At 74.9% G+C, this 21,480-nt stretch carries 16 protein-coding genes; 8 read left to right on the forward strand and 8 right to left on the reverse strand.

Annotation, left to right across the window (positions count from 1 at the left end; all coding sequences use genetic code 11):
• Positions 1 to 25 precede the first annotated feature (25 nt).
• Positions 26 to 616, reverse strand: coding sequence for a TetR/AcrR family transcriptional regulator (locus tag ACIPSC_RS23700; protein ID WP_400828088.1), 591 nt, complete (start codon positions 614 to 616; stop codon positions 26 to 28).
• 180 nt (positions 617 to 796) lie between these two features.
• Here ACIPSC_RS23700 and ACIPSC_RS23705 point away from each other — a divergent pair, with 180 nt between their 5' ends.
• Positions 797 to 1,273, forward strand: a complete 477-nt coding sequence (locus ACIPSC_RS23705) for a DoxX family protein (protein WP_400828089.1) — start codon at positions 797 to 799, stop codon at positions 1,271 to 1,273.
• A gap of 173 nt (positions 1,274 to 1,446) precedes the next feature.
• Here the strand turns inward: ACIPSC_RS23705 and ACIPSC_RS23710 are convergent, their stop codons facing one another.
• The 4 genes from ACIPSC_RS23710 to ACIPSC_RS23725 all read right to left on the reverse strand — a co-directional run bounded on the left by ACIPSC_RS23710 (position 1,447) and on the right by ACIPSC_RS23725 (position 5,874).
• Positions 1,447 to 2,073: a class I SAM-dependent methyltransferase gene (locus tag ACIPSC_RS23710; protein ID WP_400828090.1), complete on the reverse strand. Its 627-nt coding sequence runs from the start codon at positions 2,071 to 2,073 to the stop codon at positions 1,447 to 1,449.
• A gap of 182 nt (positions 2,074 to 2,255) precedes the next feature.
• Positions 2,256 to 3,224, reverse strand: coding sequence for a TolB family protein (locus tag ACIPSC_RS23715; RefSeq protein ID WP_400828130.1), 969 nt, complete (start codon positions 3,222 to 3,224; stop codon positions 2,256 to 2,258).
• Positions 3,225 to 3,226: 2 nt separating this feature from the next.
• Positions 3,227 to 4,540, reverse strand: coding sequence for an MFS transporter (locus tag ACIPSC_RS23720; RefSeq protein WP_400828131.1), 1,314 nt, complete (start codon positions 4,538 to 4,540; stop codon positions 3,227 to 3,229).
• A gap of 2 nt (positions 4,541 to 4,542) precedes the next feature.
• Entirely contained in the window at positions 4,543 to 5,874 is a 1,332-nt protein-coding gene (locus ACIPSC_RS23725) for a discoidin domain-containing protein (protein ID WP_400828091.1), read from the reverse strand.
• Between the two features lie 527 nt (positions 5,875 to 6,401).
• Here ACIPSC_RS23725 and ACIPSC_RS23730 point away from each other — a divergent pair.
• The 3 genes from ACIPSC_RS23730 (at position 6,402) to ACIPSC_RS23740 (ending at position 10,194) form a co-directional block, all read left to right on the forward strand.
• Positions 6,402 to 7,970, forward strand: a complete 1,569-nt coding sequence (locus ACIPSC_RS23730; RefSeq protein ID WP_400828092.1) for a PTS transporter subunit EIIC — start codon at positions 6,402 to 6,404, stop codon at positions 7,968 to 7,970.
• Positions 7,971 to 8,048: 78 nt separating this feature from the next.
• Entirely contained in the window at positions 8,049 to 8,852 is an 804-nt protein-coding gene (locus tag ACIPSC_RS23735) for a GntR family transcriptional regulator (protein ID WP_400828093.1), read from the forward strand.
• Positions 8,853 to 8,856: 4 nt separating this feature from the next.
• Positions 8,857 to 10,194, forward strand: coding sequence for an MFS transporter (locus ACIPSC_RS23740; protein WP_400828094.1), 1,338 nt, complete (start codon positions 8,857 to 8,859; stop codon positions 10,192 to 10,194).
• An 83-nt stretch (positions 10,195 to 10,277) separates the two neighbouring features.
• Here the strand turns inward: ACIPSC_RS23740 and ACIPSC_RS23745 are convergent, their stop codons facing one another.
• Complete coding sequence (locus tag ACIPSC_RS23745) at positions 10,278 to 13,640, reverse strand: AfsR/SARP family transcriptional regulator (RefSeq protein WP_400828095.1); 3,363 nt, start codon at positions 13,638 to 13,640, stop codon at positions 10,278 to 10,280.
• A gap of 159 nt (positions 13,641 to 13,799) precedes the next feature.
• Here ACIPSC_RS23745 and ACIPSC_RS23750 point away from each other — a divergent pair, with 159 nt between their 5' ends.
• Positions 13,800 to 14,933 (forward strand): alkene reductase, encoded by a 1,134-nt coding sequence (locus ACIPSC_RS23750; protein WP_400828096.1) that lies wholly within the window; start codon positions 13,800 to 13,802, stop codon positions 14,931 to 14,933.
• Between the two features lie 389 nt (positions 14,934 to 15,322).
• Positions 15,323 to 16,591 (forward strand): GDSL-type esterase/lipase family protein, encoded by a 1,269-nt coding sequence (locus ACIPSC_RS23755; protein WP_400828097.1) that lies wholly within the window; start codon positions 15,323 to 15,325, stop codon positions 16,589 to 16,591.
• A gap of 87 nt (positions 16,592 to 16,678) precedes the next feature.
• On the opposite strand, the gene ACIPSC_RS23760 is transcribed toward ACIPSC_RS23755, so the two are convergent.
• Entirely contained in the window at positions 16,679 to 17,305 is a 627-nt protein-coding gene (locus ACIPSC_RS23760) for a TetR/AcrR family transcriptional regulator (protein WP_400828098.1), read from the reverse strand.
• Between the two features lie 127 nt (positions 17,306 to 17,432).
• Between ACIPSC_RS23760 and ACIPSC_RS23765 the strand changes: the two genes are divergently transcribed.
• Positions 17,433 to 18,881 (forward strand): amidase, encoded by a 1,449-nt coding sequence (locus ACIPSC_RS23765; protein ID WP_400828099.1) that lies wholly within the window; start codon positions 17,433 to 17,435, stop codon positions 18,879 to 18,881.
• 9 nt (positions 18,882 to 18,890) lie between these two features.
• Here ACIPSC_RS23765 and ACIPSC_RS23770 read toward each other — a convergent pair whose 3' ends face one another.
• On the reverse strand, positions 18,891 to 19,721 hold the full coding sequence (locus tag ACIPSC_RS23770; RefSeq protein ID WP_400828100.1) for a helix-turn-helix transcriptional regulator: 831 nt from the start codon (positions 19,719 to 19,721) through the stop codon (positions 18,891 to 18,893).
• A gap of 114 nt (positions 19,722 to 19,835) precedes the next feature.
• Between ACIPSC_RS23770 and ACIPSC_RS23775 the strand changes: the two genes are divergently transcribed.
• The gene (locus ACIPSC_RS23775; RefSeq protein WP_400828101.1) at positions 19,836 to 21,260 is read left to right on the forward strand and encodes an amidohydrolase family protein; all 1,425 of its coding nucleotides are present in this window, start codon (positions 19,836 to 19,838) and stop codon (positions 21,258 to 21,260) included.
• Positions 21,261 to 21,480 lie beyond the last annotated feature (220 nt).

Below are 21,480 nucleotides of genomic sequence, written 5' to 3' on the forward strand. Positions count from 1 at the left end.
CGCCCGGGCGGGCGGGCGGCCCGGCTCACTCCAGCAGGGCGAGCGCCTGCTCGGCGGCGTCACGCAGGCGGGCCGACCCGTCGCCGGCCTTGCCGATCACACGCATACCCTGCAGCAGCACCAGCAGCATCCGCGCCAGCGCACGCGGGTCGCGCCCCTCGGGCAGCTCGCGCTGCGCCTCGGCGCGGACCAGCGCGGCGGTGAGCACCGTCTCCAGATGGCCGAGACTGGCCGCGACCCGGCGGGCCGCGTCCGGGTCGTGCGGGGCGAGTTCGACCGCCGCATTGGTGACGAAACACCCGCGCCGGACGCCGCTTTCGGCATCCTCGCAGGATTCCCGGGCATACCGCCGAACCACCGCGCGGACGGCCGGCAGCACCGGGCCGGGCTGGGACAGCTCGGCGAGCAGCCCCGGATCACACTGCTCGCCGTACCGCTCCAGCGCACGCAGGTAGAGCTCCCGCTTGCTGCCGAAGGTGGCGTAGATACTGGCCCGGGCGATCCCCAGTCCTTCCACCAGGTCGGCCATCGACGTCGCCTCGTAGCCGCGTCGCCAGAACAGCTCCAGCGCCGACTGGAGCGCCGCGTCCGGGTCGAATTCCTTGGTTCGCGCCATATCTGAACCATAGTCATATCAAGACCGATCGGTCAAGAATCAAGGACGAGCTCGAACCGCACCCGAAGCAATCCGTTCGGATACGGTCAAGAACTGACGTATTGTCAACTCAAGATCGCTAAGGGTAGCCTTACCGCCGCTCGTCCCCCTGTTCCCTCCCTACAGGAGGCAAGTCTCCTCATGGCAAGAACCCAGAGCCAGGCGCTCGACGTCGCCCGCCCGATCGTCCTCACCGCGTTCCGGGTCGCCGTCGGGCTGCTCTTCGCCTGCCACGGCGCAGCGTCGATGTTCGGCGTGTTCGGCGGCGCCAAGGGCGGCGGCACCGTACCCGTCGGGCAGTGGCCCGGCTGGTGGGCGGCGCTGATCCAGCTCGTCGGCGGAATCCTGGTCGTCGTCGGCCTCGGCACCCGCATCGCGGCGCTGATCTGTTCCGGATCGATGGCCTACGCGTACTTCACGGTCCACCAGGAGCACGCCCTGCTGCCGCTGCAGAACAACGGTGAGCCGTCGGCGATGTTCTGCTGGGCGTTCCTCGCCATAGCGGCGATCGGTGGCGGCCCGTACGCGCTGGACCGGCTGCTCCCCGGTCAGAGCGCGGCCAGGTCCGCCCACGCCGACCACGCCGGGCAGAACTCCCGGGCGACCGCGGCGGGCTGAGCCCGCGGCGGTCACGGATCGGCCGTCGGCCCCGCCACGGGGCCGGCGGCCGCACCACGGGGCCGGCGGCCGCACCACGGGGCCGGCGGCCGCACCACGCCGGATCGCGCCACGGCGAACCGCACCACGCCGGATCGAGCAGACCGGATCGCGCCAGGCCGCACGGCGCCGGTTCAGGCGGGCGAGACGGCCACGCCGAGGGAGTCGGCCCCCATCGGCTTCGGGGCGCCCTTCTCGTAGAAGACGTCGAGATCGGTGATGACGAAGCCCGCCCCCGTCAGCAGCTCGGCCACCGGACGGGTCAGGTGGCACCCGGCGAACAGCCGCTGCTCCAGCGGGTCGAGGCGCCGCTGCCAGCGACGCACGCCCTCGTCCCGCTCCGGCGCCAGGCCGTGCTCGACGAAGTGCAGCGTCCCACCGGGTTTGAGGACGCGCCGCACCTCGCGGAGGGCGGCCTCGACGTCCGGGACGGTGCACAGCGTCCAGGTCGACAGCGCCGCGTCGAAGCTGTGGTCCGGGAAGGGCAGCACCTGACCGTCCAGGCCGCCGCGCTCCACCCGGACGGGGGTCGCCGCCACGCGCTCGGCCGCCAGCTTCCAGCCCACGTCGGAGGGGTCCACCGCGGCGACCCGGGTCACGGCCTGCGGGTAGAACGGGACGTTCAGCCCCGAGCCGAACCCGATCTCCAGGACGTCGCCCTCCAGGCCCTCGCAGACCCTTCGCCGAAGGTGCGCGGCCTCCTTCGTCCCGCAGACGACGTTGACGATCCGCGGCACGACCTGATCGGCGTAGAACCCCATCACGACCTCCAGCCCTCATGACCAGTCTGGCACCGGGCGGGGCCGCCGGACAGCTCCGGGAGCGACGGCCGGCGGCTCCGGCCGGACGGACGGAGGGCCGGCCGACCGGTGCGCCCCGACCCGGAGCTCCGCCGGCCCCCATCCGTGACCAACCGGGCACACCCGGTGGCCGCCCGGCCGGGTCAGCCCGACGCCACCGCCGCAACGGCCACCGGCGACGAGCCGCCGGGCACCAGCAGGCGCGGCGCCCCGCCGCCGTCCGCCGGCACGCTCCAGACGTCGGTGCCCCTCCCCTCCCGGGCCGGCAGCGCGTAGCCGAGCGTCTCCCCGTCGAGCCAGGCCGCCTGGTCGTCCACGCTGCGCGACTCGGCCAGCGGGTGCTCGCGCATGCCGTCCAGTTCCAGGACGTGGAGCCGCCAGGGCGCCGCCGGGTCGGCCGAGACCTTCTTCTTGAAGGCGATCCGGGTGCCGTCCGGCGAGAGCGAGGGGCACTCCACGTTCTCCCGCAGTGTGCGGGCCGACCACGCCTTGAGGTCGCCCTCGACCAGGTGGGTCCGGCCGCCGGTCGAGACGGTGGCGTAGAAGCGGTTGTCGTCGTCGGCGAAGTTGACGCCCCAGTAGTTGACGTCGGCGGCGTGGTACCGGCTGCCGTCGACGGTCAGCGGGATGGACTCGATCGACTTCACCAGGTAGCCGGTGCGCAGGTCGAGGATCGACGTCCGGGTGGAGAAGGTGCCCGCCGCGTAGGAGTCCCCCACGGCGAAGGTGGTCCAGGAGAGCAGCTGCCCGGAGGCCGACACCCGGGCCCGGTTCGGGATGCCGGGCACGGTCACCGTCTGGAGCTCGGTGAACCGCCGGTCGTACACCACCGCCTGGGTGCGGGCCGGTGTGCCGGGCAGCGCCCGCAGGCACAGCGCCCGGTCCCCCGCGGCGTAGAAGCGGACGCAGGACGGCCCGTCCGGCACCCCCGGGCTGCGGGCGACCCGCCCGGTGGCGCCGTCCCGGTAGTAGAGCCCGGGCCGGTCCAGGGTGAACGAGCTCTCCGCGGCGACGAGCCGCGGCCCTCCGCCGCGCTGCCGGGCGTGCAGCACGTAGCCCAGCGAACCGCCGAGCAGCACCAGGGCGGCGGCGATCAGCACCACCTGACGCATCCTCACGAGACCTCCCTCCCCGGCAGGATCCGCCATGCGGCGACGAGGGCGGCGGCCAGCGCGAGTGCGGCCACCGCCAGGGCCGGGCGCGGTCCCCACCACGTCCAGGCCGCGCCGAAGCCGGCCGCGCCAACCAGCCGGGCCAGCGCCTGGCCGGTCTGCAGCACCGCGAGCCCGCCCGCCCGGCCGTCGCGCGGCAGGACCGGCCCGGCGAGGGCCATCAGCACGCCGTCCGTGGCGGCGTAGAAGACGCCCAGGAGCACCAGGACGAGCACGGCGACCGGCCACCCCGGCGGGGCGAGCAGGGTGAGGTAGGCCGCGAGCAGCGCACCGTGGCCGCAGAGGAACGGAACGCGCCGCCCGGTGCGGTCGGCGAGCCGGCCCGCCGGTACGGCCAGCAGCAGGTAGCCGGCCGCAGCGCCGAGCGGCAGCAGCGGGAAGAGCAGGGGCGGCAGGTCCAGGCCGCGCTGGAGCAGCAGGTAGAGGAAGGAGTCGCCGACCGTCGCGGCGCCCAGCAGCGCGGCGGCCGTGACGACCCGCCGGAAGACCGGGTCGGCGAGCGCCCGGTGCCTCGGCCGCCCGGCCGGTCGGGGCGCGGGCGCCGGCCCTGGCGTCGGCACCGGCCCTGCCGTCGGCGCAGGCCGAACGGCGGGTGTCGCCCGAACGTCCGACGCCGGACCCGCCGGCGCCGGACCGGCCGGGACGAACAGCACCAGCACCAGCACGCCGAACAGCCCGGTGGCGAAGCTGACCACGAAGACCGCGTCGTACGCGTCCGCCGTCGCCCACAGCACCGCGAAGGCGACCAGCGGTCCGAGCAGCGCCCCCGTGGTGTCCATCGCCCGGTGGACGCCGAACGCCCGGCCGAGCGCGTCCGGCGGTGCGCTGAGCGTGATCAGCGCATCCCGCGGCGCGGTCCGCACGCCCTTGCCCAGCCGGTCTGCGGCCAGCGCGGCGGCGATCCCGCCGGCCGCCCCGCCGGCCAGCAGCAGCCCGAGCCGCGAGAGCGCCGAGAGCAGGTAGCCGGCCCCGGCGACCGTCCGGTGCCGGCCGCCGCGGTCGGCGAGCCTGCCGCCGAGCAGCCGGACCAGCGCCGTGGCGCCGTTGAACAGCCCGTCGAGGAAGCCGAACTGCAGGGGCGAGAGGCCGAGCCCCAGCACCAGGTAGAGCGGCAGCACGGCGGTGACCATCTCCGAGGAGACGTCGGTGACCAGGCTGACCGCGCCGAGCGCGACGACCGTGCCGGGGACGCGCCGTCCCGTCCCGGTGGGGCGGGACGGCGCGTCGGTTCGGCGGCCGGTGGTGGCCAGGTACATCATCAGTGGCAGCTGTACGTCGGGCCGGTGTCCTTGACCCGGCCGTCCGTTCCGACGTAGGTCCAGCCGTAGCCGGAGTCGGTGAAGTCCAGCTTCAGCACGCCGTAGTCGCCGCTGATCCGCTTCTGGCTGTTCGGCTGGACCTGCTCGATCGGGTACGGCTCGGCGCCGCCCATCCCGCCGACGATCTCGACGATCCCGTCCGCGGTGGCCTTCCCGTCCGGGTCCTGCGGGGCGAACCGCTCGTAGTGGTGGTCGTGCCCGTTCAGCACCAGGTCGGCCCGGGCCCCGTAGAGGATCTTCCACACCGGCCGGGAGACCGGGTCGTTGCCGTGCCCGCCCGAGGAGTACAGCGGGTGGTGCCAGTAGGCGGCGATGCACTTCTTCGCGTTGGCCGCCAGGTCGGCCTTGAGCCAGTCGATCTGGGCGCTCTGGTCGAAGGCGTTGGAGTCCAGTGCGACGAAGTGCCAGTTGCCCTCGTCGAAGCTGTACCAGCTCTTCCCCTGCGGGTAGGCGATGCTGCCGAAGTACGCCTTGTACCCGGCGAGCGGCCCGGCCGGGTCGTAGGTCTCGTGGTTGCCCGGCACCGGGTGGGTCTTCGCCTTGAACGCCCCCCAGGTCTTGTCGTAGTAGTTCCGGAAGTCCGCCAACCGGGCGTCGTCGTACTGGTTGTCACCCATCGTCAGGTAGAACCGCGGGTCGATCCGCTGGGCCAGCGCGGCCGTCTTCGGGTGGGCGCAAGCGCTGTCCGAGGCGGTGCACTGCGCAGCGATGTCGCCCGCCGCCACCACCGTGAACGCCCCGGCCGGCGTGGTCGCGGTCGGGGAGGGACCGGTCGGCGACGGGCCAGTGGGCGACGGGCCGCCGTCCGGCACCCCGTACACCTGCATTTCGAACAGCGAGTACCCGTACGACGTCCCGCGCGCCGTCCCGTACATCCGGACGTAGCGGCCCTTGACGGCCAGTCCCGCCCAGTCGTCCGTCCCGCCGTTCCCGGCCTTCTCCTCCGCCGCCGTCGTCCAGGTCACCCCGTCCGCCGACACCTCCACCCGGTACGCCTTCGCATAGGCGGACTCCCAACTCAGCTTCACCCGGGAGACGGTGGCGTTCCCCCCGAGGTCCACCCGCAGCCACTGCGGGTCCTTCCCCTCCGCGCTCGCCCACCGCGTGGAGGTACTCCCGTCGAACGCCTTACCCGCCGCGTACGACGACCCCTCGGTGGAGGAGGCCGTCGCGGCCTTCCCCTGCGAGATCAGCGGATCGCCCGCCGCCCCCGCCCGCCCGGACCAGCCGAGCAACAGGCCGCCGAGCAACGCGAGCACAGCGGCGAACACTCCGACACGAACAGGCCTTGCCGAGACACCCACACGCATCCCTGGACTCCATGACCTTGAGAGACGGCGAGAGCTGGACTCCGGTTCACAGCACACGAACTCACCGGATAGCGGCGACCGCACCACCGCAGCGGCCGGGTCAGAGCTCTCGCTGAGCGCGTCACGCCCCGTCGGGAGCAGGCGCCGCGCCAAGCCGCCGCCCGACAGCGTAATCGAAAGTAAAGTTACCTACCAATAGTCGGACGGGGCCGAACCTCGACGCCTCCGCAGCCCTCGTCGCCTGTTCCCCGCCCGTTCCCTGCCCGTTCCCCCGCCCGTTCCGCCGCCCGGCGTGGGACGCCCGGGAACGACACAACCGCGGCTCGGACGCCACCCGCCGTGCCTGCGAGGCCGAGGGCGCCATCCTGGTGGTCCCCGGCTCGCTCACGCTCCGACCGCCGCCGCGTCGCTCCACCGCACCGGCGGTCGCCCGCGCGACGCGCCCCGCCGGCTCCGACGTTCCGCACCGAGCCCACGGAAGGCCCGTCATGCCCGACCACAAACACCGTGCCACCGCCGAAGCCATCCTCCCGCTGGTCGGGGGCCCCGCCAACGTCCACTCCGTCGCCCACTGCATGACCCGGCTCCGGCTCGGTTTGTACGACCGCTCCCGGGTGGACGCGGAGCGGCTCCGGGCGCTCCCCGCCGTCCTGGGCGTCGTCGACGACGACACCTGTCAGATCGTCCTCGGCCCGGGCGTCGTCACCCGGGTGACCCCCGAGTTCCGGGCACTCCTCGACGGGCGGCCGGAGCTGCCGGTGCGGCACGACGGCGCCCCCGCCGGGCCCGACGCCGTCCGGGCGGACCCCGCCACCGATCCGGCCGACACCGGCGCTGCCGCCGGTGCCACCGATACCGCCGTCGGCGCCGAGGACCTGGCCCGGCGCGGCGCGGCGATCAGGGCGCAGGCCAGGGCCAGGAACGCGACCCCGGTCAAGCTCGTGCTCCGCCGGATCGCCAACGTCTTCGTGCCGCTGATCCCCGCACTGATCGGGTGCGGCATCGTGGCCGGTCTCAACGGCGCGCTCACCAACCTCGGGTGGGCCCCGGGGCTCGTGCCGGCCCTCACCGCGATCTCCGCGGGGTTCATGTCCCTGCTCGCCGTCTTCGTCGGCTACAACACGGCGAAGGAGTTCGGCGGCACACCCGTGCTGGGCGGGGCCGTGGCCAGTGTGATCGTCTACGCGGGGGTCGCCAAGGTGGAGGTCTTCGGCCACCACCTCGCGCCCGGCCAGGGCGGGGTGATCGGCGCACTCGCCGCCGCCCTGCTCGCGGTCCAGGTCGAGCGGTGGACCCGGCGGGTGATGCCCGACGCCCTCGACGTCCTGCTCACCCCCACGGTCACCGTGCTCGTCACCGGCCTGGTCACCCTGTTCGGCCTGATGTTCGTGGCCGGCGAGGTCGCCACGGCGATCGGCGAGCTCGCCGGCTGGCTGCTCTCCCACGGCGGTGCCCTCGCCGGGCTGGTCCTCGGGGGCCTGTTCCTCCCGCTGGTCATGCTCGGCCTGCACCAGGCGCTGATCCCGATCCACACCACCCTGATCGAGCAGCAGGGCTCCACCGAGCTGCTGCCGATCCTCGCCATGGCCGGGGCCGGCCAGGTGGGCTGCGCCGTCGCCGTCTACCTGCGGCTGCGCGGCAACGCCTCGATCAGGGCGACCATCAGGTCCGCACTCCCCGCGGGGTTCCTCGGCATCGGCGAGCCGCTGATCTACGGGGTCTCGCTGCCCCTCGGGCGCCCGTTCGTCACGGCCTGTCTCGGCGGCGCCTGCGGCGGGGCCGTCGTCGGGCTGCTGGGCCAGCTCGGCGCCACCGTCGGCTCGACCGCCATCGGCCCGTCCGGCTGGGCGCTCTTCCCCCTGCTCACCGGCTCCCGCGGCTTCGCGGTCGGCGCAGCCGTCTACGCCGCCGGCCTGGTGACCGGCTACACCACCGGCCTCCTCGCCACCTACTGGTTCGGCTTCACCCGCGAGATGCTCGACGAGCTCGACGCCCTCGCGCCGGAGCGCAGTCCGGCCACCGAAAGCTGCTCCAGCAGCTTCCGGGCCGTCGAATAGCTTGTGGATGCCGTCCGGCAGACCCGGCGGCCGTGTCGGCGGACGAGCCTGCGCGGGAGAGCGACCGGAGGAGCCGCATTGCCCAGGGAGGCGCCGTACCTGACCGTGAGCGACGCGCTGCGTGCCCGCATCCGTGCGGGCGAGTGGGACGTCGGGGCGCGCCTGCCGTCGCGGCTGAGGCTGGCCGAGGAGTACGGAGTCGGGCGGAACGTCACGCAGCGAGCGGTCGAACGCCTGATCGCCGACGGCCTGTTGGAGGGGCGCGCGGGTTCGGGGACCTATGTCAGTGCCCCGAGCGAGCGCCTGCCGGTGATCCGCTCCCGGCACCGGGAGCACCGGGCCGGCTCCCCGCTCCGCCACCCGGCGGAGGAGAGGGGCCGGGCCACCGCCTGGGACGCTCACAGCCTGGTGCGCGTCCCCGCCACCGAAGCCGTGGCCGAGCGGCTCGCCATCAGCCCCGGCGATCCCTGCGTCACCACCCACTACGAGTTCCTCGCCGACGGCCGGCCCGTCCAACTCTCGCGGTCCTGGGAGCCGATGGCCGTCACGGGCGGCACACCGGTCGTGCTCCCCGAGGCCGGACCGCTCGCCGGCACGGGCGTGGTCCGGCGTATGCACTCCATCGGCGTGGTGGTCCACACCGTGGTCGAGCGCCCCCGCCCCGCTCATGCCACTCGCGAGCAGGCGCATCTCCTGGGCATCGGCCCGGGGGATCTGGTGCTCCGGATCGAGCGGACCATCTACGACACCGGCGGACGCCCGGTCGAGACCGCCGACATCGTCATTCCGGACGGACGACGCCAAGTGGTCTACGAGTTCGGGGCCGACCACCCCTCGCCGCCGGATCCGGCCGGACGCCGGCCCACGACCGGGGGTCGGTGACCGCATGCCGTCGCCTCCGCGTCCCCGACTCCTGCGCAACCCCGACTTCGGGCACCTGTTCGCCGCGACCGCGGCCGGTCAACTGGGCGACCGCATCATGTTCCTGGCACTGCCGCTGGTCGCCGTGACGGCCCTCGGCGGCGACGAGTTCCAGGTCGGACTGCTGAGCGCCATGGTCACCACGGGCTCGCTCCTGGCCGGGCTGCCGGCCGGCGCGTGGGTGGACCGGCTGCCGAAGCGGACGGTGATGATCGGCACCGACCTCGTGCGGGCGCTCACGCTCGCGACGATACCGATCGCCTGGTGGGCCGGTCTCCTCACCATGGGCTGGCTGCTCGCGGCAGCCGCGGTCCACGGCGCGCTGACCGCCGTGTTCGACGCCGCCTACGTCAGCTGCCTCCCGCACCTGGTGGCGCGCGACGAGCTCGTCGACGGGAACTCGAAACTCTCGGCGATGCGTTCGGTGACCAGCATCGGCGGTCCGGCGGTGGCCGGCCCGCTGGCCGGTTGGACGGGCGCGCCCGGCGCGCTCCTGGCGAGCTCGCTGGCCATGACGGTGTCCGGACTCCTCGCGATCGGCATCCGGAAGCGCGAACGCGGGCCGGAACCCGCCGACCGGCCCCCGCTGCTCCGCGGCATCGGGCAGGGCCTGGCGTGCGTTCTCATGCACCCCGTGCTCCGCGCGACCGTGCTGGGGGACGCCTGCTTCAACCTCTTCCTGGCCGTCTACCAGGCCATGCTGCTGGTCCTCCTGTCCAGGGAGCTGTGCCTCGGCTCCGCCGGCATCGGCCTCGTCCTGTCGGGGATGGGCTGCGGCGCCCTGGTGGGTGCGCTCTGTGCGGGACGCCTGTCCGCGCGGTTCGGCCCCGGTCCGGTCATTCGGCTCGCGCCCCTCGTCACCTGTCCGCCGACAGCCCTGATGCCGATGGCCCACCCCGGCTGGACGGTTCCCGTGGCGGCCGTCGGGCTCGCGGCCCTGTCGCTGGGCGGCGTCGTCCGCCTCGTCGCCCAGTCGAGCGTCCAACAGGCGCTCACCCCGGTCGGCCTGCTCGGCCGGATGAGCGCCACCACCCGGTTCCTGTCCGGCTGCGGCCTGGCCCTGGGCGGGATGCTGGGCGCAGCCGCAGGTGCCGCGCTGGGAGCGAGGGCCACGATGGTGATCGGGGCGGTCGGCATGACGCTGAGCTTCGTCCCGACCGCCGCCTCACCGCTTCGCACCATGCGCAGGACGCCGGAGGGGGACGTCCCCGAGCGCCCCGTCCCGCCCGCCGGGCAGACCCTGCAGCCGGCCCCGTCCGTTCCGGCCGGCCTTCGGGGCAGCGACGCCGACGCGGCCGGGTGAGCTGAGGAGGTGCAGCCTCCCCCGGCACCCCGAGCTCGCCACCCGAGCCCACGGCGCCGTGCGCGCCGGCTGCAGCCTCCGGGTCAGGGTTCGGTGGCGGTGCGGACGGCGACCGGGAGCGCGAGGGACGCGCCCTGGTCGAAGACGGTGGCGAACCGGTCCGCGCCGAGGGCCGTGCGGGCCGCGGACGTGATCCGGTCCACGTCTGCGCGTTCGCCGGGCGGAAGCGGGCCGCCGGCGCTCCGACGGGCGGCGTCGGCAGCGCCGAGGAGCAGCGCGGCGCGGACGTGCCCCGCGGTACCGCCGGTGGCCGCAGCCGCACCGGCGGTGCCTTCCAGGGAGAGGGCGAGGGCGCGCGGATCGGCCAGCTGCCGGGCGTGGGCCAGGCCGCGTGCCTGGTGGGCGGCGGCCTGCGCGGGCAGGCCGCGCAGTTCGGCGACGAAGCCGAGTTCCACCTCGATCAGGTGCTTTCCGCCGAGCGAGGACGGGTAGTCGTCACGCATCGCCGTGAGGTGGCGTTCCGCGTCGTCGAGGTCGCCGGCGCGGCGCGCGCCCAGGGCGAGGCCCATGACGGCGAACACCTCGCCGAACAGGTGGCCCTGCTCGACCGCCGCGCGGCGGGCCCGTTCGTGGAGCAGCCGGGCCCGTTCCCAGTCGCCGGTGAGGAGCGCGAGCCGGCCCAGGCCGCCGAGGCAGGCGGAGGCTTCCACGGCCAGGCCGAGCTGCTCGGCGAGGCGCAGCCCGACGGCGTGGCGGGACTCGGCGTCGGCGTAGTCGCCCTCGATCTCGGCGAGCGCGGCGAGAGTCGGTACGGTCTGCAACTCCCCCCACCCGTCGTGGAGTTCGCGGAAGGCCTCGGCAGCGGCACGGCCTTCTCGGCGGGCCTGCGCCAGGTCGCCGGTGGCCAGGGCGGTCCGGGCCAGCAGGGCCCGGGCCGCCGCGGCGCCCCAGCGGTCGTCCGCGGCGGCGCAGTGTTCCAGGGAGCGTGCGCCGACCGCCTGCGCCGCCACCGGGTCGCCCGCGTGGTGGAGGCCGTAGGCGAACAGCCAGAGCGCCCGGCCGCGCCGCACGGGATCGGCGATCTCCGCCTCGGGGCAGTCCCGCTCGGGCGGCCGGTGGCCGGTGAGCATGGCGAACGCTCCCAGCAGGACGTGGAGTTCGGCGGAGGCGGCGGCCGAGGCGGGCGACGTGACGGGCGACGTGACGGGGGCGGTCGCGGGCGCGGCGGCCGGAGGCCGGGCGCCGGCTTCCAGGACGGCCGCAAGAGCGCGTCGCGCCTCGTGGAGGCGGCCGCGCAGCAGCCACCAGGGGCACAGGGCGGCGGCCATGCGAGCGGCGCCGGCCTGGTCACCGGTGCGCAGCAGGTGGTCGAGCGCAGCCCGGATGTTGGCGGACTCGGCGTCCAGAAGGGCGAGTTGGAGCTGTTGCCGTGGCCCGCGCAGGTGGGCTTCGGCCTGTTCGGCCAGGTCGCGGAAGTGGACGGCGTGGCGGGCGGCGGTGGCCGCGAACTCGCCCGCCTCGTGGAGCCGGTCGCGGGCGTAGGCGGCGATCGATTCGAGCAGGACGTAACGCGGGCCGTCACCGGTGTGCGCGGCCTGTACGAGCGAGCGGTCGACCAGACGGCCGACCAGGTCGAGAACGGCGTCATCCGTGATGCCGTTTCCTGCGCACACCGCCTCGGCGGCCGGCAGGGAGCAGCCGCCGGCGGGAACGGCCAGCCGGCGCAGGACGGTCTGCTCGGGTGCGGTGAGCAGGTCCCAGCTCCAGTCGATCACCGCGCGCAGGGTCTGCTGCCGCGCCGGGAGGCCGCGCTGCCCGGAGCCGAGGACGCGGAACCGGTCGTCGATGCGGGCTGCCAGCTCCCGGACGCCCATCGCCCGCACCCGGGTGGCCGCGAGTTCCAGGGCGAGCGGGATGCCGTCCAGGCGGTGGCAGATCTCCGCGATAGCGGCCCGGGTGCCGTCGTCCCGCGTCCCGTCGTCCCGGGTGCCGTCAGCCGGTGCCCCGTCGTCCGGGGCGGGCGGGGCGGGAGGGCCGGGAGGGGCGAAGCCGGGCGCGGCCGCGGCGGCCCGTTCGGCGAACAGCTGCGCGGCGGCGGCCGGGTCCAGCGGCGCAACGGGGAACACCACTTCACCGGCCAGCCGCAGCGACTCCCGGCTGGTGGCGAGGATGCGCAGCTCGGGCGCGGTGTCCAGCAGCACGGCGACGAGCTCGGCGGCCGAGTCGATCACGTGCTCGCAGTTGTCGAGGACGAGCAGGGCCCGGCGATCGCGCAGGGTCGCGGCCAGCGCAGGGAGGACACGGGCCGGGGGCACGGCCGGCACGGTCGGTACGGCGGTCTGGCGGATGCCGAGCGCCGCGGCCACCGCCTGGGCGAGGTCGGCGGCGTCGGCGGGCAGGGCCGCGAGCTCGACGAGCTGCACCCCGTCCGGTGCGCCGCCTTCGGGGTCGTCCGCGAGGCGGCGCGCGAGGGCCAGGGCGAGCCGGGTCTTGCCCACCCCGCCGGGGCCGGTCAAGGTGATCAGGCGCTCGGTGCGGACGAGACCGGCGAGGGCCTCCAGCGCTGGGCCGCGCCCGACGAGCCCGGTCCGCGGGGCGGGCAGGTTCGAGCGGTGGAACGCGCCCGGCTCCGGGGCGCGGACGGCGGCCGCGTCCGGGGACCCGGCGGCCACACGGGCCGGGACCGGCCGGGCCTGCGGCACGGCGGCGGGCAGGAGGGCGGCGTCCTGGCGCAGGATCGCCTCGTGCAGCGCCGCCAGCTCGGGGCTCGGGTCGAGGCCCAGCTCGTCGACGAGCAGTGCCCGCAGTTCACCGTACGCGGCGACCGCCTCGCTCTGCCGGCCGGCCCGGTACAGGGCCCGCAGCTGCACGGCGCGCAGCCGCTCGCGCAGGGGATGACGGTCCACCAGCTCGGCCACCTCGCCGAGCAGCAGCGGATCGTCGAACTCCAGGCGCGCCTCCGCCAGTTCCTCGACGACGGCGAGCCGTTCCTCGGCCAGCCGCTGGGCGGCCGGGCGGACGAACTCCTCGTCGGCGAAGTCGGCGTACGGGCGTCCACGCCACAGGTCCAGCGCCCGAGTGAGCACGGCGGCCCGGGCGCGCGCGTCGGTCTCGCTCCGGGCCTGTGCGGCCAGCGCCCGGAAGCAGGCCGCGTCGACCTGGGCGGTGCCGTCGTCGAGGCGGAGCCGGTATCCGGCCGGCTGGTGGGTCACCCGGTCACGGCCGATCGCCCGGCGCAGCTGGGAGACCTTGGCCTGGAGCGCGTTGGCGGGGTTGGCGGGAGCGGAGTCCCCCCAGATGTCGTCCACGAGACGGTCCGGCGACACCGGTCGCCCCTCGTGCAGCAGCAGGTCGGCCAGCAGCGCCCGCACCTTGGTCTCGGGCACCCGTACGGGCGCACCGTCGCCGTCCCACACCGCCAGCGGGCCGAGTACCCCGAACCTCATGGGAACACCCTACACAGGATGATCATCAGCTCTTCGGGCCGGTCTGCCGATGGACCGTCAGCGGAGCATCAGCGGAGCCGAAGCGGGCTGCGGGATCGTCGGATCAGCAGGCCGGAGAGCCCGGCCGGCACCACCACCGGACGATCAAGGAGCACGATCATGAGCACGAACACCGCGGTTTCGGCGGACCTGGACACCGAGGCGGCCGGCACGGAGTCCGCGCTGTTCCGGCCCACCCGGCTCGGCGCCCTGCGGCTCGCGAACCGCCTGGTGATGGCTCCGATGACGCGCAACCGCGCGAGCGCCGCGGGTGTGCCGGAACCGATCATGGCCACGTACTACGCCCAGCGCGCATCGGCCGGGCTGATCATCGCGGAGGCCACGACACCGAATGCGGTGGGCGCGACCTACCCCAACATCCCGGCGATCCACGACGAGTCGCACGTGGCCGGGTGGCGCCGCGTCACCGACGCCGTCCGGGCGGCGGGCGGGCAGATGTTCCTCCAGCTGCAGCACGGCGGCCGGGTCGGGCACCCCGAGACCAGCGGGCACCACCCGCTCGCCCCGTCACCGGTGCCGCTGCCCGGCACGATCGTCACCCCGTCCGGGCACCGGGAGAACGTCGTGCCGCGCGAGATGACCGAGGAGGAGATCCGCGCCACCGTGGCCGACTTCGCCGCCGCGGCGCGCCGGGCGGTGGACGCGGGCTTCGCGGGGGTCGAGGTCCACGCCGCGAACGGCTACCTGCTCCACCAGTTCCTCTCCAACCACACCAATCACCGCACCGACGGCTACGGCGGGGCGGTCGCCAACCGCATCCGTCTCACCGTCGAGGTGGTCCGCGCGGTCGTCGAGGCGGTCGGTGCCGAACGGGTCGGGGTGCGCATCGCCCCCGGCGTCACCGCCAACGCGATGGCGGAGGACGACGTCGACGAGGTCTACCCGGCGCTCCTGAGTGCGCTGGACGACCTGGGCCCGGCCTACCTGCACGTCGTCTTCGCCGACCCGGACCAGCCGCTGTTCCGCACCCTGCGCAAGGCCTGGTCCGGCACGCTGATCGCGAACCCGGCCCTGCCCTGGCCCGGCCCCCTGCCCGCCGACGGCGGCCGCGCCGCCGCCGAGCGTCTGCTGGAGGCGGGCGCCGACCTGGTCTCCCTCGGCCGTTCCTTCCTGGCCAACCCCGACCTGGTCACCCGGCTGCGCACCGGGGCGCCGCTCAACCCGATCCGGGACGCGCACCTGATGTACGTGGGCGGCGAGACGGGGTACACCGACTACCCGACTCTCGGCTGAAGCAGCCGGCCGGCGGCGTGCGGGGAGGCGGTGCGTCCTCCTCCGCGACCGGCCGCCCGGCCGACTGCCAGGCCCGCCCTCACGGCCCGGTGGCGGGCGTGGCCGCTGCGGCCTCCGCGCGATTGCGGCGCTCGACCCGGCTGCCGGAGACCACCGTGACGACCGGGCTCGCCGCGATGATGCCCCCGGCCCAGAACCGACGCGGCGGGCCGGTCCGTGCGCGCCGAGGCCGGCCGGGCCGCGAGAACCGGACCGACCGAGCGCGTGTCACATTCCCGCGCCGCGCGGGGTCAGGGTGATGAGCGGACGGGAGGCCCGCGGCGCAGGTCGCCGCACCCGGCCCGCCCGGCCACCACCAGGTACCGATCGCCGCCCCGAGGAAGGCCACCATGACCTCGCTCACTCGCGCCGCCACCGTCGCCGCGCTGACCGCCCTGTCGATCGCCGCAACCACCGCCCCCGTCACAGCCCGCCCGGCGCACGCACAGCACTGGTCGGCCGCCTGGTCCGCGCCGATGATGCGGCCCTCCGGCGCGCCCTGGTTCGCGACCTGGGCCGTGCAGGGCTTCGACCACCAGTCGGTGCGACAGGTGGTGCGGCTCGGCGCGGGCGGCACGGCCGTCCGGTTCCGGCTGTCCAACGCCTACGGCACGGCTCCCCTGCGGCTCACCGGAGCCAGCGTCGGCCGGGCCGCCGACGGGGCGGCCGTCGTCCCCGGGACGGTCCGGCCGGTGCAGTTCGGCCACCGGGCCTCCGTCGTCGTCCCCGCAGGCGGCGAGGTCCTCAGCGACCCGGTGAGCCTGCCGGCGGCGGCCCGCGACCGCGTGGCGCTGACCCTCTACTTCGACGGCCCGACCGGCCCGGCCACCCATCACCAGCTCTCCATGACCACCACCTACCGGGCCGACGGCGACCACCGCGGCGACACCGCCGCGGCGGCGTTCGGCGACGCCGTCCGCCCCGGATACGGGTCCTGGTACTACCTGAGCGGTGTCGAGGTCAGCGGCGGGCGCCGGCCGGGCAAGGCGGTGGTGGCCTTCGGCGAGTCCACCACCGACGGGTTCGGCGCCACCGTCGACGGGGACGACCGCTACCCCGACCTCCTCGCCGAACGGCTCATCGCCGCCGGCCGGCCACGGCCCGTGCTCAACGCCGGCATCGGCTCGAACAAGATGCTCGCCGACTCCGCCTGCGCCGGCGACAGCGCCCTGTCCCGCTTCGAGCGCGACGTGCTCGACCGGCCGGACGTCGGCACCGTGATCGTCTCCCACGGCATGAACGACATCCTCCGTGCCGGCGACCGGATCTGCGGCGTGGACCGCGACGACCCGCCCGTCACCCTCCAGCGGCTGATCGACGCCCACCGCACCCTGATCCGCGCCGCCCACGCCCGCGGCGTCAGGGCCGTCGGCGCCACCCTGATGCCCTTCGGCGGCGCACCGTTCTGGACACCGCAGACCGACCGGCTGCGCCGCGACCTGAACGAGTGGATCCGCACCTCCGGCGAGTACGACGCGGTGGCCGACTTCGACCGGGCCGTCGACCCCGAGGGCACCGGCAGCATCCCGGACGGCTACCACTGCGGCGACCACCTCCACCCCGGCCCGCGCGGCTACCGGGCCGTGGCCGACAGCATCGACCTCGACAGCCTGCGGTGACCGCCGGGGCGGCGCTCCGACGGGCCCGCCCGGAGCGCCGCCCCGACCGGCCGGGTGCGTGACGACGTGCTCGCACCCGGCCCCCCGTCAGGGGGTGGTCTGCGCAGACGTGCCGCCGGACGGGCGGTACCGGTCCACGATCCCCTGGACGGTCCGCATCAGGCGCTCCCCCGTCCGGTCGATGCTGCCGTTCTGCGTGCTGACCTGTGCGCCTTCGAGGACGAAGGTGATCTCGGCCGCCGCCTGTTCGGGGTCGGCGAGCCCGGCCTGGGCGCACAGGCCGACCAGCCGGCGGGTCTGACGCTCCTTGTGCTGTTCGATCACCTGCCGCCCGGGGTGGGAACGGTCGGGCAGCTCGGCGATGGAGTTGATGAACGGACAGCCCCGGTGCGAGACCGCCGGCAAACCGTCGGCGATGAAGCGCGCCACGCCCAGGATCTGCTCCCCCGGCCGCCCGGGGTGCTCGGCCTCCACCCGGTCGAACGCCGCTTGGTAGTCGGCGGCGACGATCCGCAGCCACTCCGCGACGAGCTCGTCCTTGGTCTCGAAGTGACGGTAGATCGCCATCTTGGTGGTCTCGGCCTTGTCGGCGATCGCCTGGACGCCCACCCGCCGGATCCCCTCGCTCTGGAAGAGCTCCTCCGCGGCGTCGAGGATGCGCTCACGCGGCGGCAGTTTCGCCACCCGGCTCGGTCGTCTGGCGGGCGATGTCATGGCTGCTCGTGGCCTCCGGTCGGTTGCGGTCCCTGCACTTCCTGCTACGGTACCAGTCCGTTCCGCACGATACCGAGCGGTATCACCAAGGACTGAGCGGTACCGTTCTCGATCCCAGGAGTGACAAGTGGACATCAGCGAGTACGTGGGCTTCGACGCGGTCGGGCTCGCGGACCTGGTCGCCCGGAGGCAGGTGACCCCCGCCGAACTGGAAGCGGCCGCACGGGAGGCCGCCCGGGCGGTCGGCCCACAGCTCAACGCCGTCGTGGAGACCTGGCCGTCCGACGACGGGCCCCGCCCCGGCAGCACCCCGCTGGCCGGGGTCCCCTTCCTGATCAAGGACCTCGGGGTCACCATGGCCGGGCGGCGGACGGAACTCGGCAGCCGCCTCGCGGCCGGTCACGTGGCCGGCGCCGACTCCACCCTGATGGCGCGCTTCCGCCGCGCGGGCCTGGTGACCTTCGGGCGCACCACCACCCCGGAGATGGCCTACAGCACCACGACCGAGCCCGTGCTGTACGGCGTCACCCGCAACCCGTGGGACCTCGCGCGGAGTGCCGGCGGGTCCAGCGGAGGCGCGGGCGCGGCCGTCGCCGCCGGGATCGTCCCGATCGCGCACGCCACCGACGCGGCGGGCTCGATCCGCATCCCCGCCGCCTACAACGGCCTGTTCGGGCTGAAGCCGACCCGCGGCCGCATACCGGTGGGCCCCGCCGTCGACGAGATCTTCAACGGCCTGGCCGTGCACGGCAGCGTCAGCCGCACCGTGCGCGACAGCGCGGTCCTGCTCGACCAGATCCGCGGACCGGAGCCGGGTGACCCCTACGTCGCCCCGGAGCCGCCCCGGCCGTACGCGGAGGAGGTCACCCGACACCCGGGCTCCCTGCGGATCGGCGTCCTCGCCCACGCCTGGGGCGGGCGCCGCACCGCCCCACCCGTCGCCACCGCGCTGGCCCGCACCGTGCGCCTGCTGGAATCCCTCGGCCACCGGGTGGAGGAGGCCCGCCCCGACCTCGGAGTCGACTGGGAGCAGTTCGTCCTGGCCAACGCCCGGCTGTGGACGGCGAACCTCACGGCCTCGATCGACGAGTTGGCCGCCGCCTCCGGCCGGCCCGTCGACTTCTCGACCCTCGAACCGCCGACCCTCGCCAGCTACCACTACGGGCGGCGCGTCAGCGGTCCCGACTTCGTGACCGCCCTGGCGGTCCGCAACCGGGTCTCCCGGAGCCTGGCGCGGTACTTCGACGCGTACGACGTGCTGCTCACCCCGACCGTGCCGGACCTGCCGGTGCCGCTCGGCACCCACGGCCGGGGCGCGGAGGCGCTGGACGGCCTCGGCTGGCTGCGCCGGCTCTTCGACCTCTCACCGTTCACCGCGGCGTTCAACGTGGCGGGCACGCCCGCCATGTCCGTCCCGGTGACGGCCGACGCCGGCACGGGACTTCCCGTCGGCATGCAGTTCGCCGCCGGATACGGGCGCGAAGGGCTCCTCTTCCGCCTCGCCGGACAGCTGGAGCAGGCGAGCCCGTGGTCCGACCGGACTCCCCCGGTGCGGGCCGGGAGCCCGGGCCGCTGAGGGCCGCCCTCAGGAAGCCAGCGCGCGCAGCAGGGCCAGGCCCTCGGCGGACGCGGTGTCGGGGGTGGCCTGGTACACCACCAGCTGTTGCTCCGGGGAGCTGTTGACGGTGAACGTCTCGTAGTGCAGATCGAGGTCCCCGATCTGCGGGTGCCGGAACCGCTTCGAACCGTCCGACTTGCCGTGCACCTCGTGCCGTGCCCACAGCACCCGGAACTCGGGGCTCCTGAGGGCGAGTTCGCCGACCAGTTCGATCAGCCCGCGGTCCTCGCGGTCCCGGCCCGCCGCACTGCGCAGAGCGGCGACCGAGGCCCGGGCCGCCTCGTCCCAGTCGCGGTGGAAGGACCGCGCGGCCGGATCGAGGAACGTCATCCGCAGCAGGTTGTCCGTCCGCGCGAACGATGCGTAGAGGGCGCGCGCGAGCGGGTTGAGCGCCAGGACGTCCAGCGAGCGGCCGAGCACGAGGCCGGGAGCGGCCAGCGTTCCCAGCAACTGCCGGAGTGCGGGCGACACCTGCTCCGGGCCCCGCCTGCGGCGGCGGGGCCCGGGCGGGACGGTCAGGTGGAGCAGGTGCGCCACGGCGTCCTCGTCGAGCTGGAGTGCGCGCGCGACGGCGTGCAGCATCTGCCGGGAGGGATTGCGCTCGCGCCCCTGCTCCAGGCGCGTGTAGTAGTCGGTGCTCACCCCGGCGAGCAGGGCGACCTCCTCCCGCCGGAGGCCGGACACCCTTCGGTGACCGGCGGCGGTGATCCCCGCGAGCTCGGGTGGCAGCTGTTCACGGCGGGCCCGCAGGTACTCCCCGAGGGGGTTGCCGCGCGACAGGGTCTCGTCAGTGCGCATGCTCCCGAGCCTAGGATGCGCGCGCCGCGGGCCGAAGCCCTGAGCCAAGGTGCGGTGCACCCAGGAACAGCGCGGCCTGGAAGGTCCTCCGGGCAGGTGCCAGGTTGGGTGACCATGAGAAGCGATCCGATCCACCGTCCCACCGACACCGCACGCCTTCCCCTCCTGGAGCAGCTGCGCCGAACCGCCGGCGACCCGGGGCGCCGCATCCTGTTCACCGGCGCCACCGTCCTCACCATGGACCCCGCCCTGGGGATCCTCGACGTCGGCGACCTGCTCGTGGTCGGCAGCACCATCGCCGCCGTCGGCCCCGACCTTCGCACCCACGGGGCCGCGGCGGACGCGATCGTGGTCGACGCCGCCGGAACCGTCCTCGCCCCCGGCTTCGTGGACACCCACCGCCACGCCTGGCAGGCCCAGTTGCGCCGGATCATGCCCGACGTGAACGACCTGGCCGGCTACGTCGCCACCACGCTCGCCGAGTTCGCCCCCGTCTACCGGCCGCACGACATGTACGTCGGCACCAGGCTGGCCGCACTGGCCGCCGTCGACGCGGGCATCACCACGATGCTGGACTTCTCCCACAACTCGCGCAGCGCCGCCCACTCCGATGCCGCCGTCCGGGCCCTGGTCGACAGCGGCATCCGAGGTGTGCACGCCGCGATGGGCCCGCACTTCGGCGCCTGGGACCGGCAGTGGCCCGCCGACCTGACCCGCCTGCACGAGCGGTACAGCGGCGGCCTGACGACCGTCCGGCTCGCCGCCCTCGCCACCGACCAGGTCGCGGGCCCCGACCTGGCCTACGGGCCGGAACTCGCGCGTACGGCCGAGGAGCTGGGCATCGGCGTGAGCGTCGACGCGGTCTTCGGACGGGCCTCCTCGGAGGCGATCCTCACCTGGGAACGGCAAGGGCTGCTCGGAGAGCACCTGACCCTGATCCACGCCACCGCGCTGAGCCCCGACGCGTGGCGCGCCATCGCGGACAGCGGCACCACGGTGTCCCTCGCGCCCACCTCGGACGCCCAGATCGGGCTGGAGAGCGCCGTACCCGCCATCGACGAGGCGCTGGCGGTCGGAGTGCGGCCCGGCCTCAGCATCGACGTCGAAGTCGCCCTGGCCGGCGACATGTTCACCCAGATGCGCGCCCTGCACACCGTCCAGCGGATGCGGGCCGTCAACGCGGCGCACGGCACCGACCGCGAGCCGACCCGCATCGACACCCACGACGTGCTGGGGTTCGCCACCCTGCACGGCGCGCGGACCTGCGGCCTGGGCGAGGTCACCGGCTCCCTGACCCCGGGCAAGCAGGCCGACCTGCTGGTCATCACCACCGACGAGGTCAACAACCTGCCGCTGAACGACGTCACCGGCACCGTCGTCCTCGGCAGCGACGCCCGCAACATCGACACCGTCCTCATCGGCGGGCAGGTCCGCAAATGGGCGGGCCGCGTCCTCGACGTCGACCTGCCGACGCTGCGGGCGGAGGCCGCCGCCTCCCGCGATCACATCCTCCGCGCGGCCCGGGGCGCGGCGGTCTGAACCGCCCGGCGGCGCGCCTCCCGCCCCCGACCGTCCCGACCACCCCGCGGCCGCCTCATCCGGGAAGCTCGGCCCAGACCGGGTGGCCGCGCGGCAGGACGGCGGTCCCCCATGCCGCGGCCAGCGAGGCGACGATGTGGAGCCCGCGACCGTGGCAGGCGTCGGCCGGCGCCGGCGTGCCCGGCCGCACCGGATCGGGGGAAGTACGTAGACGGGTACC

The sequence above is a fragment of the Kitasatospora sp. NPDC090091 genome (genome assembly GCF_044747365.1).
In the GTDB taxonomy this organism is placed as follows: Bacteria; Actinomycetota; Actinomycetes; order Streptomycetales; family Streptomycetaceae; genus Kitasatospora.